This window comes from Pseudomonas sp. Z8(2022) (assembly GCF_025837155.1).
Taxonomy (GTDB): Bacteria; Pseudomonadota; Gammaproteobacteria; order Pseudomonadales; family Pseudomonadaceae; genus Aquipseudomonas.
This window is the reverse complement of sequence record NZ_CP107549.1, coordinates 1,282,625-1,298,438: the sequence shown is the minus strand read 5'-3', so window position 1 is coordinate 1,298,438 and position 15,814 is coordinate 1,282,625. Positions and strand designations below refer to the sequence as shown.

17 protein-coding genes are annotated in these 15,814 nt (G+C 64.0%); 6 read left to right on the top strand and 11 right to left on the bottom strand.

Going from position 1 to position 15,814, the window contains the following annotated elements; translation table 11 throughout:
• Window positions 1–20: 20 nt before the first annotated feature.
• Complete coding sequence (locus OEG79_RS06185) at window positions 21–1,607, bottom strand: alkaline phosphatase D family protein (protein WP_264147919.1); 1,587 nt, start codon at window positions 1,605–1,607, stop codon at window positions 21–23.
• Between the two features lie 220 nt (window positions 1,608–1,827).
• On the opposite strand from OEG79_RS06185, the gene OEG79_RS06180 reads away from it, so the two are divergent.
• Window positions 1,828–2,307, top strand: a complete 480-nt coding sequence (locus OEG79_RS06180; RefSeq protein WP_264147918.1) for a VOC family protein — start codon at window positions 1,828–1,830, stop codon at window positions 2,305–2,307.
• Between the two features lie 13 nt (window positions 2,308–2,320).
• Here OEG79_RS06180 and OEG79_RS06175 read toward each other — a convergent pair whose 3' ends face one another.
• Entirely contained in the window at window positions 2,321–2,806 is a 486-nt protein-coding gene (locus OEG79_RS06175) for a hypothetical protein (protein WP_264147917.1), read from the bottom strand.
• Window positions 2,807–2,990: 184 nt separating this feature from the next.
• Here OEG79_RS06175 and OEG79_RS06170 point away from each other — a divergent pair, with 184 nt between their 5' ends.
• Complete coding sequence (locus tag OEG79_RS06170) at window positions 2,991–3,671, top strand: phytanoyl-CoA dioxygenase family protein (protein WP_264147916.1); 681 nt, start codon at window positions 2,991–2,993, stop codon at window positions 3,669–3,671.
• Between the two features lie 15 nt (window positions 3,672–3,686).
• Here the strand turns inward: OEG79_RS06170 and OEG79_RS06165 are convergent, their stop codons facing one another.
• Window positions 3,687–4,559: an AraC family transcriptional regulator gene (locus OEG79_RS06165; protein ID WP_264147915.1), complete on the bottom strand. Its 873-nt coding sequence runs from the start codon at window positions 4,557–4,559 to the stop codon at window positions 3,687–3,689.
• 137 nt (window positions 4,560–4,696) lie between these two features.
• Between OEG79_RS06165 and OEG79_RS06160 the strand changes: the two genes are divergently transcribed.
• Window positions 4,697–5,452: an SDR family NAD(P)-dependent oxidoreductase gene (locus OEG79_RS06160; RefSeq protein WP_264147914.1), complete on the top strand. Its 756-nt coding sequence runs from the start codon at window positions 4,697–4,699 to the stop codon at window positions 5,450–5,452.
• A gap of 75 nt (window positions 5,453–5,527) precedes the next feature.
• A complete protein-coding gene (locus OEG79_RS06155; RefSeq protein ID WP_264147913.1) occupies window positions 5,528–5,746 on the top strand; it encodes a hypothetical protein in 219 nt (72 codons plus the stop codon).
• A 189-nt stretch (window positions 5,747–5,935) separates the two neighbouring features.
• On the opposite strand, the gene OEG79_RS06150 is transcribed toward OEG79_RS06155, so the two are convergent.
• Window positions 5,936–6,229, bottom strand: coding sequence for a hypothetical protein (locus OEG79_RS06150; protein ID WP_264147912.1), 294 nt, complete (start codon window positions 6,227–6,229; stop codon window positions 5,936–5,938).
• Window positions 6,230–6,362: 133 nt separating this feature from the next.
• Between OEG79_RS06150 and OEG79_RS06145 the strand changes: the two genes are divergently transcribed.
• The gene (locus OEG79_RS06145) at window positions 6,363–6,872 is read left to right on the top strand and encodes a winged helix-turn-helix transcriptional regulator (protein WP_264147911.1); all 510 of its coding nucleotides are present in this window, start codon (window positions 6,363–6,365) and stop codon (window positions 6,870–6,872) included.
• Window positions 6,873–6,980: 108 nt separating this feature from the next.
• Here OEG79_RS06145 and OEG79_RS06140 read toward each other — a convergent pair whose 3' ends face one another.
• Window positions 6,981–7,748 carry an MBL fold metallo-hydrolase gene (locus OEG79_RS06140; protein ID WP_264147910.1) on the bottom strand — a complete coding sequence of 256 codons (768 nt, stop codon included), beginning with the start codon at window positions 7,746–7,748 and terminating at the stop codon, window positions 6,981–6,983.
• A gap of 98 nt (window positions 7,749–7,846) precedes the next feature.
• Here OEG79_RS06140 and OEG79_RS06135 point away from each other — a divergent pair, with 98 nt between their 5' ends.
• The gene (locus tag OEG79_RS06135; RefSeq protein ID WP_264147909.1) at window positions 7,847–8,803 is read left to right on the top strand and encodes a GlxA family transcriptional regulator; all 957 of its coding nucleotides are present in this window, start codon (window positions 7,847–7,849) and stop codon (window positions 8,801–8,803) included.
• A 129-nt stretch (window positions 8,804–8,932) separates the two neighbouring features.
• Here OEG79_RS06135 and OEG79_RS06130 read toward each other — a convergent pair whose 3' ends face one another.
• The 6 genes from OEG79_RS06130 to OEG79_RS06105 form a co-directional block, all read right to left on the bottom strand.
• Window positions 8,933–10,978, bottom strand: a complete 2,046-nt coding sequence (locus tag OEG79_RS06130; protein WP_264147908.1) for a pyridoxamine 5'-phosphate oxidase family protein — start codon at window positions 10,976–10,978, stop codon at window positions 8,933–8,935.
• A 51-nt stretch (window positions 10,979–11,029) separates the two neighbouring features.
• Entirely contained in the window at window positions 11,030–11,656 is a 627-nt protein-coding gene (locus OEG79_RS06125) for a glutathione S-transferase family protein (protein WP_264147907.1), read from the bottom strand.
• A 131-nt stretch (window positions 11,657–11,787) separates the two neighbouring features.
• A complete protein-coding gene (locus OEG79_RS06120; protein ID WP_264147906.1) occupies window positions 11,788–12,681 on the bottom strand; it encodes a LysR family transcriptional regulator in 894 nt (297 codons plus the stop codon).
• Window positions 12,678–13,601 (bottom strand): LysR family transcriptional regulator, encoded by a 924-nt coding sequence (locus tag OEG79_RS06115; RefSeq protein WP_264147905.1) that lies wholly within the window; start codon window positions 13,599–13,601, stop codon window positions 12,678–12,680. The genes OEG79_RS06120 and OEG79_RS06115 overlap by 4 nt, the downstream gene beginning before the upstream one ends.
• Window positions 13,602–13,664: 63 nt before the next feature.
• Complete coding sequence (locus OEG79_RS06110; RefSeq protein WP_264147904.1) at window positions 13,665–14,285, bottom strand: LysE family translocator; 621 nt, start codon at window positions 14,283–14,285, stop codon at window positions 13,665–13,667.
• A gap of 125 nt (window positions 14,286–14,410) precedes the next feature.
• Window positions 14,411–15,598, bottom strand: a complete 1,188-nt coding sequence (locus OEG79_RS06105) for a thiolase family protein (RefSeq protein ID WP_264147903.1) — start codon at window positions 15,596–15,598, stop codon at window positions 14,411–14,413.
• Window positions 15,599–15,814 lie beyond the last annotated feature (216 nt).

Genomic DNA, 15,814 nt, shown 5'->3' with positions numbered 1-15,814 from the left:
GCGCTGCCAGCCCCGGCGGCTCAGGCCGGGGTCGGGATGCTCACCGGCTGCACCACGCTGGGCAGCACCACCGGGTCGATCACCTGGGTCAGCAGGTGTTCGTGCCCCTCGACGTGCCAGTTGGCCCAGATCCGACTCTTGCTGTCGGGCTCCAGACTCAGCCAGTTGCGCTCCGGCACCAGATAATGGCCCTTGAAGCCGATCGGCAGCATCCGCGCCCGCACGCCGTACTCCACCGTTTCCTCCCCGGCACCGAATTTCTCCATGAAATACACCGCCACGGCCGGCGGTGGCGTGTGCACGATCCCGGTGGAGACCAGCTGGAAGATGGCACCGGCCCCGTTGCCGTGCTGCGGCAGGCTCGACTCGATCACCGCCGCCGCAGCCACGTGCACGTCGCCGCTGACGATGGTCACCCGCGCGCCACGCGCCGAGAAGTTCAGCAGGCGCTTGATCAGCCGCTGCCGTTCATCACGGTGCGGCTTGCTGCGCCAGTGGTCACGCAGATCGTCCTCTAGTTCCCACTGTCCCGGCAGCGCATTGAGCGCCACCTCGGCGGCGTTCAGATCGAGGTAGGCCACCGGCAGGCTGGAGAAGACGATCAGGTGCCGGTGGCGCGTGGTATCGAGCTTGTCCATCCAGGTGTAGACGGCGTCCCAGGTGTACTCCGACATGATCCGCGTGGGGCTGAATACGCCGTCGACGGTGAGGTCCGGCTGGCGCTCGCTGCGCAGGTCCGGGACGAGCAAGGCGAATTCGCCCAGCCCGGAATAGGCCAGGCTCATGCCGCGGGCCTTGGGTGACTGGCCGGGCACCGCGGCCGGGTGTACCTCGCCCTCGCCCAGCTGCTGTTGGAACAGCCGGTAGTAGCGGCTCGCCAGGCGGAACAGGTTCTGGTAGACGTCGCACTGGTGCAGCTCCTGCGGGTACGAGCCCCAGCCGTCGATGATGTCGTGGTCGTCCCACATGGCAATGTAGGGAATCGCCTGCAGCATCTCGCGCGGGCCGCTCTGGCTCCAGCGCTGCACGTAGAGCTGGGCGAAGTACTCGTCCACCTGCTTCTCGAACTTGCGGTTCCACCGGGTCGCCACCTGCTTGCTGTGCCACTGGTCCGCCCAGTCCTTCATCTCCCCGGGCACCACCATCAGGTCGTCGGTATAGACCTGGTCGCCGCCCATCATCAGCAGGTTGAACTCCTCGCCCTTGATCCGGTGCCGTGCGGCCATGTCGAACCAGCGCTCGCTCTGCCGCTCCTTGACCTTCTTGCGGTACTTGTCGGCGGAAAAGCCGTTGCACGAGGCATAGGCCACGCGCGGCGAGATCCCGGCCGGCGGCACGTGGAAACTGGCCTTGCCGCCGGCCATGCTGCAGCTGCAGTGGCGCGCGCTGCCAGGCTGCTGCTCCACCGACAGATCGGCGCGCCAGACATCCTGGGTCGGCTTGACGAAGGGAATGGCGGCGATGCGGGTCAGGGCGTCGACCCGGCAATGGCTGACGACCGGTTGCGGCTTGGGATCGCCCTTGTCCACCACGACCAGTGCGGAGACCTGGTACAGGCCGTCGTGGATACCGCGAAAGTGCAGGATTGGGCCGAGCAAGAGGCTCATGTGGGTTTCCTCCTTGATGACATGGAAGAGCCCGTCCTCGCCGACTCCCTACGCCCAGCAGTGTCCGCGGCTCATGTTGATACTAGAAAGCACCGGCGGATTTGCCAGGCCACACGGCGACGCGCCTTGGCACCGGCAGTAGGCAACCGACGGACGTCCCGATCACGCCGGCCCTGGCAGCTAGACTTGGCGGTTTCCCCCACTGCCGTGGAGACCACACATGATCAGCAAGAACACCATCTGCCTCTGGTACGACCACGATGCCCTGGAGGCCGCAACCTTCTATGCCAATACCTTCCCGGACAGCGCCGTGCTCGCCGTCCACCACGCTCCGGCCGACTATCCCTCGGGCAAGGAAGGCGACGTGCTGACGGTACAGTTTCGCGTCATCGGCCTGCCCTGCATCGGGCTCAATGGCGGCCCGGTGTTCCAGCACAACGAGGCGTTCTCGTTTCAGGTCGCCACCGACGATCAGGCCGAAACCGACCGACTGTGGCACGCCATCATCGACAACGGCGGCCAGGCCAGCGCCTGCGGCTGGTGCAAGGACAAATGGGGCATTTCCTGGCAGATCACCCCGCGTGTGCTCAGCGAGGCCGTCGCCAGCCCCGACCGCGCGGCGGCCAAGCGCGCCTTCGAGGCGATGATAAGCATGAGCAAGATCGATATCACCAGGATCGAGGCCGCGCTGAAGGGGTGATCGCCGTGACCACTCAGGCGCGGGCGTTCTTCTGCTGCAGGATCGCCGAGGCTTCGTTGTAGGCGCTCTGGAAGGCTTCGCTGCCGATCCAGGCGATTGCGGCGTCTTCGTCTTCGTCGTGGAAGATGGCGCGATAGACGATCAGCAGGCCCATCATGAAATCGGTCGCGGCGTCTTCGGACTCCTCGGCGACCACCAGCTCCAGCACCGGGTACTGCAGGAACACCAGGCACATGGCGAGCAGACTGATGCCCTCGGCGGCCTTCATCGCCTGAAACAGGTCATCGAAATGCGCCGGGTCGAAACCGTTCTCTTCGATGTCCTTGAAATCGAAGGTACTCAGATCGATCTCGACATCATCGAACGGCTCGTCGATCAGCGGATTGGCCAGGATCGGATGGACGACATTGGCCTGGGCTCTGGGCTTGCCCATGCGGTTCTGCCTGGCCTTGGTCTTGGCCCGCTGGGCACGCTTCTTCTGTTTGTCTGCGGAGGCCATGGGGCGGTTTCCTCGTACGGTGCAACCATATGCATGGAGCGGAAATTTCAGGCGCCCATTGTATTCAGTCTTGGCCAGGCCCTGCGCTGAATTTGTGGGCGGAAGGACAGGTACTGAAAAACGAGCTTGCCTCTTTGACTGCCAGCTGCTTTCTTCTGGCGGCATGGATGGCAGGAACCCGACCATGACTGACCGTGAACAACTCCAGCGGGATGGCTATGCATTGCTGCGCCAAGCGGTTCCTGTCGAGTGGCTGGATGACTTGCGCACCGCGTTCGATGCGGGCATTACACCCTCGAATCAATGGCCGGTACCGCGCGGCGCGGACTGGCATCACTCGCTGCTGGACGACAATGCCATGATTCAGGCCGTGTGCCGCCTGCCACGGCTGCTGGCAGTGGTCGGCGAACTGATCGGCGAGCGTTTCTTCCTTGCTCAGGTGGAAGGCCGCGAACCACTGAATGGAGGTGGTCATCAGCAATTGCACCGCGACCTCTCGGCGCAGCGTCCTGGCGATACCGTCAACGCCATCGTCTACTTCGATGACTACGGCCCGGACAACGGTGCCACCCGTATCGTCCCGGCCAGCCACCGTCCGCCTGCCGGCGAGCCACCAGTCGATTTCAACGACGAGTCCTGCTCAGTGCAGATTGCGGGCGCGGCCGGTGACATCCTGGTGTTCGACGTGGACCTGATACACGGCGGCAGTCTGAACCGGCTCGGCATGCGCCGACGCTCGATCCTGATCAGCTATTTCGCAGAGCCCCTCTATGCCTCCTATCTGGAGACGCGCAACCTGCGTGGGATTCGCATGGACGCGAGCGAACGTTTCGAACCCGCCGATTATTTTCCGGGCTGCAGGTGAGAAAACCGTTCCCGATCAACAGGCGACACTGGCGTCCCTGGCCGGCGGCAGGCCAAACAGACGGCGGTATTCACGGCTGAACTGCGACACGCTTTCGTAGCCCACCGCGAACGCTGCACTGCTGGCGCTGGCGCCCTCCCCGGTCATCAAGCGACGCGCCTCGATCAGACGCAGCTGCTTCTGAAACTGCAGCGGCGTCAGTGACGTCTGGTTGCGAAAATGATGATGGAAGGACGAGGGACTCATGCCTGCCACGGATGCCAGGCGCTCCACCGGCAGCGGCCGAGCGAACTCGGTGCGCAGCACCTTCACCGCCCGCGCAATGCGCTGTGCATGGCCGTCCGGCCAGCCCAGGCGACTGATCGCCGGGCCATGTCGCCCCGCCAGCAGCCAGTAATGCAATTCACGTACGTAGGAAGCATGCAGCACCGCCGCCGAAGCCGGACGATCGAGCAGACGCATCAGGCGCAGCGCCGCTTCGGCAACTTCGCTATCGGTCGGCTCGATGCGGATCGGCTCCGCCTCTGCACTCGGCACCGCCTTCATTTCCTCCATCAGCTCGGTGAGCAGTGCAGGATCGAGATCGATAACCAGCGAGATATAGGGCGCTTCCCGGCTCGTCTGGATGATCTGGCTGACCGTGGGTACATCGGCGGTGATCAACAGGGAATCACCTGCGCTGAAATCGAAGCTGCGGGTTCCCATCATGACTCGCTTGCTGCCCTGCAGTACCAGGCAGACCAGCGGTCGGGTGATGGCGTAATCCAGCCCACTCGATGCAGGTGTGCGAATGACGGTCAGGCCGGGAACGGGACTTTGCGCAAGCCCGCCGGTGTCGCCATTTCTGTCCAGATAATCGCGGACGACCTCGAGCAATGCGGTGCTCATCGTCGACTCCTGGGGCTGATCCGGAGCATGTCTTTCCTCTTGGAGAAATAGGCAAAAAGCGTCGAGGTTTCGGTAAGGACGGGGTTGCGCCACAAGCCACACAATTCAATCCCGTTCACCCATGAGAGGTTTTTACCATGACCAAGATCGCCATCGTAACCGGCTCCAGCCGTGGTCTCGGCCGCAACACCGCGCTGAGCATCGCCCGCCAGGGAAGCGACGTCGTCGTCACCTACCACAGCCAGGCCGATACCACACAGGCCGTGGTTGCCGAAATCCAGGCCCTGGGCCGCAAGGCGGTCGCCCTGCAACTCGACGCGGGCAACGTCGCCAGCTTTGCGGGTTTCGTGCAACGCCTGCGCCAGGCGCTGAGCGAGACCTGGCAACGCGAGAGCTTCGATCACCTGATCAACAATGCCGGCCATGGCGACATGGCGTCGATTGCCGACACCACCGAAGCGCAGTTCGATGCCCTGGTGAACGTGCACTTCAAAGGCGTGTTCTTCCTTACCCAGGCATTGCTGCCGCTGATGGTCGATGGCGGTCGCATCGTCAATATCTCTTCGGGGCTGACTCGCGTGTCCTATCCCGGTTTCTCCGCCTACTCGGCGGTCAAGGGCGCAGTGGAAGTGCTGAGCCTATACATGGCCAAGGAACTGGGCAGCCGGGGGATCGCAGTCAATACAGTGGCTCCTGGTGCCATCGAGACGGACTTCCTGGGCGGCGCCGTACGTGACATGCCGGATCTGAACAAGGTGTTCGCGGACATGACCGCACTGGGTCGGGTGGGCGTACCGGACGACATCGGCCCGATGATCGCCAGCCTGCTCGGCGAGCAGAATCGTTGGATCAACGCCCAGCGCATCGAGGTATCCGGCGGTCAGGCGATCTGAGCGTCGAACTGCACAGGCAAAGCTTATGCAGGCGTGGATAGCCGCGTCTGCATAATTCCAAATGAAAAAGAGCCAATGCGTTTCGCTACATCTGTATATCTGCTCGACATCCTGCGAGCCAAAGTGAGAGACATCGAAGCGCTGGAGCTACGCCTGGCCCGGAGCAGAACGCACCTGCTGGCGGCGATCAACGAGGTCGAAACCAGACCGGACGACCTGGACTGCGCGTCCAACGCCAAGCGACTGCTCTCCAAGATGAATCCAGGCAAACCTGACGAGGCGCCCAGCGCATAAGCAAAAACAGCAGAGGTACGTAGGGCTGCCATTCGTACGGCGCGTCATGCGCTCTAAGCCACATCGGCACTGCTGGTAGTAATCGCAATGCTCGAGCCCAGTGCTCAACAGGATCGCTGTGGCCGTCGGATTATGGTGCAGTAGTTCTGCCTTCCCAGGCACGGGGTAGCGAGATACTGATGGCATTAATCATGGGTTTCGCCCTGCCTGCGCCAACTTCCGTTCGACGACATCCAAACCTTGGCGTGCCTGACTGGAACCGAGTTCCTGCGCTTGTCGGAACCAGCTATGCGCATACTCCAGAGCCGACACTGCCTCGCCCTCATTACCGGCACGAGCCAGGTGGCAGTTGCCGGCGGCAACCGCGAGATCAGCCGTGATCAGGTGGTCCTCCAGTTCATTGGTAATGCAGCTGCCATGAGGTTCGGCCTGTGCGGTGGCAACGACAAAGAAGGCCGTCGCAGTAAGGAGTTGCTTGTTCATGAATAGACCTCCGATAGATTGCCCTGCGAAAAGGTTCTATTACAGAACCAAAGCAACGGAAACCAGGTGCTATCATGAAACCTGTCAATAACTTTCGTGTCGGCGCCGCCCCACCCCGCCCGGAGACATGCACGTGGAACGAGTTACCTTCGAGGATCGCAATTGCTCTGTCGCCCGTTCGGTAGATGTATTGGGCGATTGGTGGAACCTGTTGATCATTCGCGAACTGCTCTGGGGCACGACAAAGTTCGATGAATTCCAGCGCAACCTGGAGATATCCAAGGGCATCCTCTCCAAACGCCTGAAGCTGCTTCAGGAGTACGGGATCGTCACCAAGCACTCTGTCGGTGCCGGCACCGAATACACCCTGACCGAAAAAGGCCGAGCCCTGCACGTGATCATCATCGCGATGATGCAATGGGGGGATAAGTGGAACCCGTTGGCGGGTGGCGCCCCGATGGTTCCCATCAATCGCAAGACCGGGGCGCCGCTCGCTCCGGTTCAGCTGATGGACATCAACGGCCAATCGCTCACCCTTGAAGAGCTGGGAGTGCGTCCCGGACCAGGCGCAGATGATTCGACGCTCGAACGCCTGGACAGGCTGCGCAAGGCGCACCAGCAGAAGGCTGCAGTAGACCGCTGAGCACCCGGCCAGCGTCATGAGGGACGCCGAGCCCTGTTGACATTAAAGTTAACTTTGGTCGCTTCGCCTTCAGCCGAGAAAGCGCGCGGTGACCGCCGCCCTTTCCACTCAGAACTCCAGCACCTCGCCGTCCCGCGGAATAAGCAGTTCGACCTGCGCGCGGGCAGCAGCTTCGGCCAGCGCCACGCGGCTGACCGGGCAGTGGCTGATGGCTTCCAGATGGTTGGCCACTACCGCACCGCGGCTCAGCCGGGCGAACTCGATGACCTCCTCGATACCCATGATGATGTCGCCGCCCAGATCGAAACGCGCGCCGCCTGCCGGCACCACGCTGACCGCAGGCTGGTGCTCGCGCACGCAGGCGCGAACGGCATCGGTGAGCAGCGTGTCGCCCGCCAGATACAGGCTCGGTTCTCCCGGCATCTCGATCAGATAACCGACTCCGTGCTCCATCAAGCGCCCGACCAGTCCGCGGCCATGGGTGCAGCGAATGGTGCGTATACGTCCGCCAAGGAAGGGAACGGAACGTTCATGCCCCGGCAGCAATGGCTGCACGTTCAGACCGCGCTGCATCAGGTAATCAGCATCATGCGGCGTACAGATCACCGGAATCTGCCGCTCGCGCAGCCACCGGGTGCCGGCGCGATCCAGATGATCGAAATGCCCCTTCTGGCAGTGCGTGATCAGGCAGTGGGTGACCGACTCCAGCGCGTCCCGGGCGCCGCTTGGCAGCTCCACCAGCGGGTTGCGTTGCCGGGCACCGAACAGTCGAAGCGGCGGCAGGGCGCCCTGTGGGGCCAGCATGGGATCGACCAGCACACGGTGCTGAGCGAATTCGACGATGATGGTGGCGTTGCGCAGCTGCTGAATCTTCATGGAAAGCCCTCGCGTTCTGGGAGTTCCATGCTGCCTATCCGATCTCCGGCCAATAATGGCAGTATTGGACATCTTAGATTCATTTCAGGCCATCACTCATGCGCATTGGCTTGCTGCTGTATCACGACTGTATGCCGGCCGGGCTGCTCGCCTTCGCCGACCTGCTGCATGCGGCCAATCGCCGGAGCGCAAACGCGCTTTTCGAGGTTCGCTATATCGCCGAGCAGGCCGGGCCGGTGCAGTGCGCCCATGGCGTCGTGCTGCAGGCGGGCACCGGGTTCGATCCGCGCACGCTGGATGCAGTACTGGTTCCGGGTTTCTGGGCCGAGTCGGTGCAGCAGGTCGATGCCGTGCTGAGAAACAACACCAGGCTGATCAAGACACTCTCGTCCACCAGCAAACGCGTGCAGTTATGGAGCTACTGCACGGGGGTCGGCCTGCTCGCGGCCAGCGGCCATCTCAATGATCAGGCGGCGACGGTAACCTGGTGGCTGGCGGACATGATGCGCGAGCGCTTCGCGCGGGTGCGCTGGCAGAGCGAGAGCAGTTGCGTGTTCGCCCAGGGCGTGGCCACTGCCTCCGGGGTCAACGGTTATCTGCCCATCGCCCAGGGGCTGATCGAGCGTCAGGTCAGCGAGGACGCCTTCAAGGATCTCAGCCAGTTGATGGTGCTGCCCCGCCCAGCCGTGCCTCACAGCGCATTCCAGGGCGCCAGCCTGATGCAGCAACCGCCCGGACTTTTGCGTCGCCTGCATGCCCTGATCGAGCAGACACCGGCCGAGCAACTGACCGTGCAGGGCCTGGCCAGCAGGCTGGCAATGTCCGAACGCACCCTGGCGCGCAAGGTGCGTGCAGAAACGGGTGAACCGGTGGCGAGCTACGCCAGGCGCATCAAGCTCTATCAAGTCAGCGAGCGCCTGGCCATGACATCGTCACCGCTCAGTACGCTCAGCGCGGAACTGGGCTTCAGCAGCCCAGCCAACCTGCGGCGCATGTTCAAGGCACTGACCGGTATGACGCCGGCGCAATATCGCCAGCAGTACGGGCGCATCTGAGCAACTGACCACCTGGCTATCGCCCGCAATCGGGTCGCCGTCCCACTTCGCGGCAGTCATGAATCCCCGGATTCGACGTCAGGCCAGGGGTAACGGCTCTCGGCCTCCTGCCTCATGGGTGCGGCCGTCTCACAGTTCGAGCACCAGCGGTTGCACGCCATGCTCGCTCTGCGCCGGCACCGCGCAACAGATCAGCACGCTGCCGTCCTGCGGCACTTCGGCGGGCGGATTCGGATAGTGCACCTGACCGCTGACCAGACGCGTTCTGCAGGTACCGCAGGAGCCGCCACGGCAGCTGAACTCGGGCGTCAGGCCGCGACTTTCCGCCAGTTCCAGCAGGCTGCCGCTGTCCGGCGACCAGCGTGCTTCCTTGCTCGATGCACTGAAATGCACCGGCACCGGGTCACTCGCGGCTGGCGGCTGCACGAAGCCAGTCGTCTGGCCGTCCGTACGACGCCTGAGCGTCGAGGGACCGAACGCCTCGGCATGGATACGTGTGTCGGTAACGTTCAGATCGCGCAAGCCGTCATAGATCGCCTGGGTAAAGGCGGCCGGCCCGCACAGGTAGAAGTCGTAGTCATCGAACGGCAGCGCAGCCTTGATCTGCGCCAGATCGATGCGCCCCTGCTGCTCGTAGTCGCGCCCGAGCACTGCGCCCTGCTCCGCAGCGCTGAGAGCACGGTGAACCTGCAGCAAGCCACCCGCACGTTGCACCAGTTCGCGCAGCTCGGCCTGAAACGGCAGATCGGCGAGCGTCCGTGCGCCCTGGAAGAAATGCACGCGTCTGCCCTGCCCCAGCGCTACCTGCTCACGCAGCATCGACAGCAGCGGCGTGATGCCGACGCCGGCGCCGATCAGCACCAGCGGCCGGTTACTGTCGCTGTCCAGGGTGAAGCTGCCCAGTGGTGGACGCACCTCCAGCACATCTCCCACCTGTACCTGCTCATGCAGATACTGCGAAACCACACCCTGCGCCCTGACGCTGATACGCAGTTGACCGTCCGACGGCGCACTGGACAGGCTATAGGTACGCAGCAGGGTTTCGCCCGCAGCGGTGGTGACACGGATGGGCAGGTGCTGGCCAGCGGCGAAACTCGGTGCGGCGCCCGTTTCCGGCGTCAACACGAATGAGCGAATATCGCTGCTCTCCTGCTGCAGGCTCTGCACACGCCAGCGCTGCCAGGTGTTGCGCCGCTCACGCTCGCGCAGGCGCGCTTCGGTTTCCGCCCAGGTTCCGGTCATCAGGCTGGTCGGTGCATATTCCTCGAAGGCCCAGCGCAACGAGGTCGCCGCCGGGCGCAGCACCACCTGCTCGACGTCGAGAGTCCACAGCCGCTCGGCGCCCTCGAAGGCGTTGATCAGCGGGCTTTCGAGAATGATCTCGGCGCGGCCGCCCAGTTGCAGCACGTCTCCGCTGGTGAAGTCGACGAACAGCAGGCCGGCGCGCGGATTGACGCTGAGGTTGCCCAGCGTGTTGAAGTGCAGGTTGCCGGCGTAGTCGGGAATGGTCAGGCGATTGCCCTCGACCCGCACGAAACCGGCGCGACCGCCCCGATGGGAGACGTCCACCGAGCGACGGCCATCCTCGTGCTCAATGTAGCTGGCGACGAAGAAGGTGTCGGCGCCCTCGACCATCGCGCGGGCACGCGCATCCAGTTCGGTCGCATCCAGACGCTCGCCGCCGCGCTCGTGCACGCGACGGTACTGGCGCAACTGGATGTACTGCGGACAGTTGCCGAAGGAATGCTCCACCGCTATCTCCAGACCCTGCGCGCTGGCCTGGCGGATATGCCCGTTGATGCGATTGCGCCGCCGGGTGTGCAGCTCGATGCCGAGCAGGCCGATCGCCTCGCCGGCCCCCAGTCCGCTGCTGGCCGGGTCAAGCGGATCGAGCGCCATGGCAGAAAGATCGAACGACAGCTGACGCGGGTCGGGCGAGGTGACGAAGCCTTGCTCCCCCTCGATCAGCGTGGCCCATGGCTGGCCGGCGCCATCGACGGCAGCGGCGATCATGAACGGCAGCTGGCGGTAGAATTCGCGATGCTGATCCGGCATGTAGTCGCGGATCACTTTCTGCCCAAGCACTTCCATGCGCTCGGCGACGCCGACCTTTTCCTGCAGTTGCTTTTCACCGGCATGCCAGGGCGACTGTCGGTGGCTGGGAAGCTGGTGCACGCTGCGCCCTCCTTCAGAGGTGCTGCCGGTTAACCCGGCAGCGACGGTGTATCAGGCCTGCAGACCGGCGGCAGTACGTGGCATGGGCACGAAACCCGGCAGTGCCTCGATGCGTGCCAGCCAGGCGCGGATATTCGGGTAGGCCTCCAGCGAGACGTTGCCTTCCGGGGCATGGGCAACGTACGAGTAGTTGGCGATGTCGGCGATGCTCGGCTTGTCACCCGTGAGAAACGGCGTTTCGCTCAACTCACCTTCCATCACGGTGAACAGACCGTGAGCACGGTTGATCACTTCTTCGGTGTTGAAGGTGTAACCGAACACCGTCACCAGTCGTGCGGCACAGGCACCGAACGCCAGGGGCCCTGCTGCCGCCGACAGCCAGCGCTGTACCCGGGCTGCAGCGGCCGGTTCCTCGGGCAGCCAGTCTGCGTTGCCATAACGCTTGGCCAGGTAAACCAGGATGGCGTTGGAATCGCTGACGATAGTGCCGCCGTCATCGATTACCGGTACCTGGCCGAAGGAGTTGAGGGCCAGAAATTCAGGCGTCTTGTGCTCCCCCTTGGCCAGATCGACGAAGACCATCTCGGTGGGCAACTGCAGCAGCGAGAGCATCAGCTCGGCACGGTGGGCGTGACCGGAACGGGGAAAGTTGTACAGCAGGATGGCGGGGCGGGACATGGCGATCTTCCTTCGAGAATGGGCGGGTCACCGCGAGGCGAGATGCCTTCGCGACGGTGGAGCCATGTTCGCCCCGCCCACATCGGATAAGAATCACCACTCAAGACAATCCACTATTTCACTTTCCGCAATTACCCAACCCTGAATGCCGGATGAGCGCGCAGACGCGGCACGGCGAAATCGAGGAAGCTGCGCACCCGCGCGGCAGCACGACGTCCTTCGCGGTAATACAGATGCACCGGCACGGGCGGCGCGGCGAAATCCTCGAGTACGGCCAGCAGCTGCCCTGACTGCAGCTCATGATGGGCTTCGTAACTCAGACAGCGCGTCAACCCAAAACCGGCGAGTGCCGCACGAATGGAGCCCTGCGGTGTGCTGCAGGTCAACCGTGGCACGACCTTCACCGCTTCCTGGGCAAAGCGCCACTCACCCACGTGGCCGGTCGACGAGGTGGCGATGGTGCGATGTTCCGCCAGGGCCTGCGGATTGGCGGGCCTGCCCCAATGCTGCAGATAGGCAGGCGCGGCACAGATCAGCGGGCGCACCTGCCCCAGAGGCACGGCAAAACCGGACGAACTGGGCAGGTGCCCGACTACCACAGCCAGGTCGATGCCCTCTTCCAGCAGCCGCGGCAGCTCTTCGCGGGCCAGGCTAGCCAGGCTCACCTCGGGAAATGCCGCCAGGTAATCCACGGCGATGGGCGTCAGCACCTGGTGCGCCATCAACAGCGGCAGGGCCAGGGTCAGTTGCCCGGCAGGGTTGGCATGCAACCCGGTTACCGACTGCTCGGCCTCGTCCAGTCGTTGCAGTATGCGCTGGCAGCTGTCGGCAAAAGCCGCACCTGCCGGGCTCAGACTGACGCCACGTGGTCCGCGCAGCAGCAGGGTACTGTCCAGGCGGCTTTCCAACGCAGCCACGCTACGCATCACCGTGGCCTGCGACAGCTGCAGCGCTCTGGCCGCCGCGGCCAGGCTGCCCGCCTGCGCCACGGCGAGGAATATCTGCATTTCGCGGTGCTGGCTCATGCGGAAGAGGAGGCGCCAGCCGCGCGCAGGGCCGGATCGGCCAGAAAACTGGCGGCGCAGAAGTCGACGAAGGTGCGCACCTTGGCCGAGACCTGCCGCCCTCCCTGATGAATGATGTGCACCGGCAAGGCCGGTGGTTCGAAGGCCTCGAGTACCAGCTCGATTTCGCCACGGGCAACCGCATCGGCAACCTGGTAGGACAGCACCCGGGTGTAGCCCCAGCCCAGGCGCGCGGCGCCGATTGCCGCCTGGTTGGAACTGACGGTAAAGCGTGGCGCAGGAGTGAAGCCGAATCCGCCATCGGCGCCAACGAAGTTCCAATGCGTCAGCAGACCGCTGGCGCTGGACATGACGATGGGCGCATCGCGCAACTCATCCGGATGCTGCGGGCGCCCGGTCCGCTCGAGGAAGGAAGGCGCGGCACAGACCACCGGGCGAATCTGCCCGACCTGCAACGCAGGATGATCCCCCTCGGGCAGCGAGCCGATACGCACGGCCACGTCGATACCCTCCTCCATCATGTTCACCACGCGATCGACCAGCAGCGCGTTGATTTCCACGTCCGGGTAGGTATCCAGGTACTGGGCGATGCGCGGGATCAGGAACAGTTCACCGAACATCACCGGCGCCGTCACGGTCAGCCGCCCACGCGGCCGCACGCTGCCACCGGCGGCCAGTTCCTCTGCCTCCTCCAGCTCCAGCAGAATGCGTCGGCAGTCTTCGACATAGCGCTGGCCGGCTTCGGTCAGGCGCAGGCTGCGGGTGCTGCGCGCCAGCAGCAGGGTACCGAGACGCGCCTCCAGCGCGGCGACGGCGCGGGTCACACTTGGGGGTGAAATGCCCAGCAGCTTGGCGCCGCCGGCGAAGCTCTCGGCTTCGGTCACGGCCAGCAGCACCTTCATTTCCTGAAACCTATCCATCGTCACCGCCTGGCTATCTGTTGCACCGACGCAGCGTACCTCATGATGAGGTCAGGTCCGGAATCAGCGCCGACTGAACGCCAGGCGCGCGGCGAACAGCATGAAGATCAGCCCGGTGCTGCGATCCATCCACCTGATCACCGCCTCACGCCGCAACCAGTGGCCGAGCGGCCGGGTGGCGCCGATCAGCAGCAGCGCCCAGACCAGGCTGAGCGCCACGTGAATGCCCACCAGGCCGAAGGTCCAGGCAATCAGCGGCTGCCCTTGCGGAATGAACTGCGGCAGAAAGGACAGGTAGAAGATCCCCACCTTGGGATTGAGCACGTTGCCCAGCAGGCCGCGCAGAAACCAGTTGGCGCCAGGTGCGCCGCTGGCCTGTTGCGGCGCCAGCGAGGTACGCGGGCGCAGCAGCATGTTCAGCCCGAGCCAGGCCAGATAGGCCGCGCCGCAGTACTTGAGCAGGTTGTAGCCGAACTCGGAAACCGCCAGCAGCGCGCCCAGGCCGAAGGCCACGGCAGCGCCCCAGATCAGGCAACCGGCATTGATGCCCAGCGCCGCGCGAAACGCCTGCTGCCGGCCCTCTACCGCCGCGGTGCGCAACACCAGCGCAGTGTCGATTCCCGGTGTCAGGGTCAGCAGCGTGGCCGCCAGGGTGAAAGCGATCAGGTTTTCGGCAAAGGGCATCGGCAGGCGCTCCGGTCAAAGGCAGAGCGCGAGTATAAACAGCGCTGGGTACAAACCCCAGGTTGCGCCGTGCGCACGGCCAGCCACTGGATAACCGCCCGTACGCACAGCGCTCCTGAAATCGTTTAGCCGCGATAGGCCTCGAACAGGCCAGATGCGCCCATACCACCACCGACGCACATGGTGACGATGCCGTAGCGCAGCTCGCGGCGCTGCAGCTCGCGCACCAGGTGACCGACCTGACGCGAGCCGGTCATGCCGAACGGGTGGCCGATGGAAATGGAGCCGCCATTGACGTTGTACTTGTCGTTGTCGATCTCCAGCCGGTCGCGGCAGTACAGGCACTGCGAGGCGAAGGCTTCGTTGAGTTCCCACAGGTCGATGTCGGCCACGTTCAGGCCCTTGGCCTTGAGCAGCCTGGGCACCGAGAACACCGGGCCGATGCCCATTTCGTCCGGCTCGCAGCCGGCCACGGTGAAGCCACGGAAGTAAGCTTTGGGCGTCAGACCCAGCTCCAGCGCCTTTTCCAGGCTCATCACCAGGGTCATGGAGGCACCGTCGGACAGCTGCGAGGCATTACCGGCCGTCACGCTGCCCGCCGGATCGAACGCCGGTTGCAGCTTGGCCAGGGATTCCAGGGTGGTGTCCGGACGGTTGCAGTCATCTGCCTCGACCACGCCGTCGAGGATCTTCTTCTCGCCGGTGGCCTTGTCTTCCACCTGATACTTCACCGTCATCGGCACGATTTCGTCGGCGAACAGGCCTTCGGCCTGGGCTCGGGCGGTGCGTTGCTGACTCTGCAGGGCATAGGCGTCTTGGGCTTCACGGGTGATGCCGTAGCGGTTGGCGACGATCTCGGCGGTCTTGCCCATGGGGTAGTAGATGCCGGGATTGTCCTGCTGCAGCAGCGGGTTGAACAGGTTGTCCATGTTCATGCTTTTCAGGGTCATGGTGATGGACTCGACCCCGCCGGCGACGATGATGTCACTGCAACCGGATGCCACCTGGTTCGCGGCGATGGCGATGGCCTGCAGGCCCGAGGAGCAGAAACGGTTGAGGGTCATACCCGCCACCGGATTGCCCAGACGCGAGAGTACGGCCACATTGCGGCCGATGTTCATGCCCTGCGCGCCTTCGTTGGAGCCGGCGCCGACGATGCAGTCGTCGACCAGCTGCGGGTCGATGCCGTTGCGCACCAGCAGCGCATCGACGCAGTGAGCGGCCATGTCGTCCGGCCGGGTCAGATTGAACTTGCCGCGGAAGGACTTGGCCAGGCCAGTCCGGACGCTATCGACGATCACCACTTCACGCATGACGCACCTCGTTGTTATTGGATGGCGAATGGCGTGAAGATAAATCCAGTCGATCACGGGGCGCGACCATCATTGATGTGGCGTATACAGCTCGATGCAGGACGTAGCCCGGATGCAATCCGCAGCTTTGGGATCGACACAAAAGTATCGCGGCTGAAGCCGCTCCTACAGACGAATAGACATCTTCCGTAGGAGCGGCTTCAGCCGCGATCAAAG

What these genes read in the sequence shown, in the direction of transcription:
- OEG79_RS06185 (WP_264147919.1), bottom strand. Translation starts at nt 1,607, where the DNA reads ATGAGCCTCTTGCTCGGCCCAATCCTGCACTTTCGCGGTATCCACGAC.
- OEG79_RS06180 (WP_264147918.1), top strand. Translation starts at nt 1,828, where the DNA reads ATGATCAGCAAGAACACCATCTGCCTCTGGTACGACCACGATGCCCTG.
- OEG79_RS06175 (WP_264147917.1), bottom strand. Translation starts at nt 2,806, where the DNA reads ATGGCCTCCGCAGACAAACAGAAGAAGCGTGCCCAGCGGGCCAAGACC.
- OEG79_RS06170 (WP_264147916.1), top strand. Translation starts at nt 2,991, where the DNA reads ATGACTGACCGTGAACAACTCCAGCGGGATGGCTATGCATTGCTGCGC.
- OEG79_RS06165 (WP_264147915.1), bottom strand. Translation starts at nt 4,559, where the DNA reads ATGAGCACCGCATTGCTCGAGGTCGTCCGCGATTATCTGGACAGAAAT.
- OEG79_RS06160 (WP_264147914.1), top strand. Translation starts at nt 4,697, where the DNA reads ATGACCAAGATCGCCATCGTAACCGGCTCCAGCCGTGGTCTCGGCCGC.
- OEG79_RS06155 (WP_264147913.1), top strand. Translation starts at nt 5,528, where the DNA reads ATGCGTTTCGCTACATCTGTATATCTGCTCGACATCCTGCGAGCCAAA.
- OEG79_RS06150 (WP_264147912.1), bottom strand. Translation starts at nt 6,229, where the DNA reads ATGAACAAGCAACTCCTTACTGCGACGGCCTTCTTTGTCGTTGCCACC.
- OEG79_RS06140 (WP_264147910.1), bottom strand. Translation starts at nt 7,748, where the DNA reads ATGAAGATTCAGCAGCTGCGCAACGCCACCATCATCGTCGAATTCGCT.
- OEG79_RS06135 (WP_264147909.1), top strand. Translation starts at nt 7,847, where the DNA reads ATGCGCATTGGCTTGCTGCTGTATCACGACTGTATGCCGGCCGGGCTG.
- OEG79_RS06125 (WP_264147907.1), bottom strand. Translation starts at nt 11,656, where the DNA reads ATGTCCCGCCCCGCCATCCTGCTGTACAACTTTCCCCGTTCCGGTCAC.
- OEG79_RS06120 (WP_264147906.1), bottom strand. Translation starts at nt 12,681, where the DNA reads ATGAGCCAGCACCGCGAAATGCAGATATTCCTCGCCGTGGCGCAGGCG.
- OEG79_RS06115 (WP_264147905.1), bottom strand. Translation starts at nt 13,601, where the DNA reads ATGGATAGGTTTCAGGAAATGAAGGTGCTGCTGGCCGTGACCGAAGCC.
- OEG79_RS06110 (WP_264147904.1), bottom strand. Translation starts at nt 14,285, where the DNA reads ATGCCCTTTGCCGAAAACCTGATCGCTTTCACCCTGGCGGCCACGCTG.
- OEG79_RS06105 (WP_264147903.1), bottom strand. Translation starts at nt 15,598, where the DNA reads ATGCGTGAAGTGGTGATCGTCGATAGCGTCCGGACTGGCCTGGCCAAG.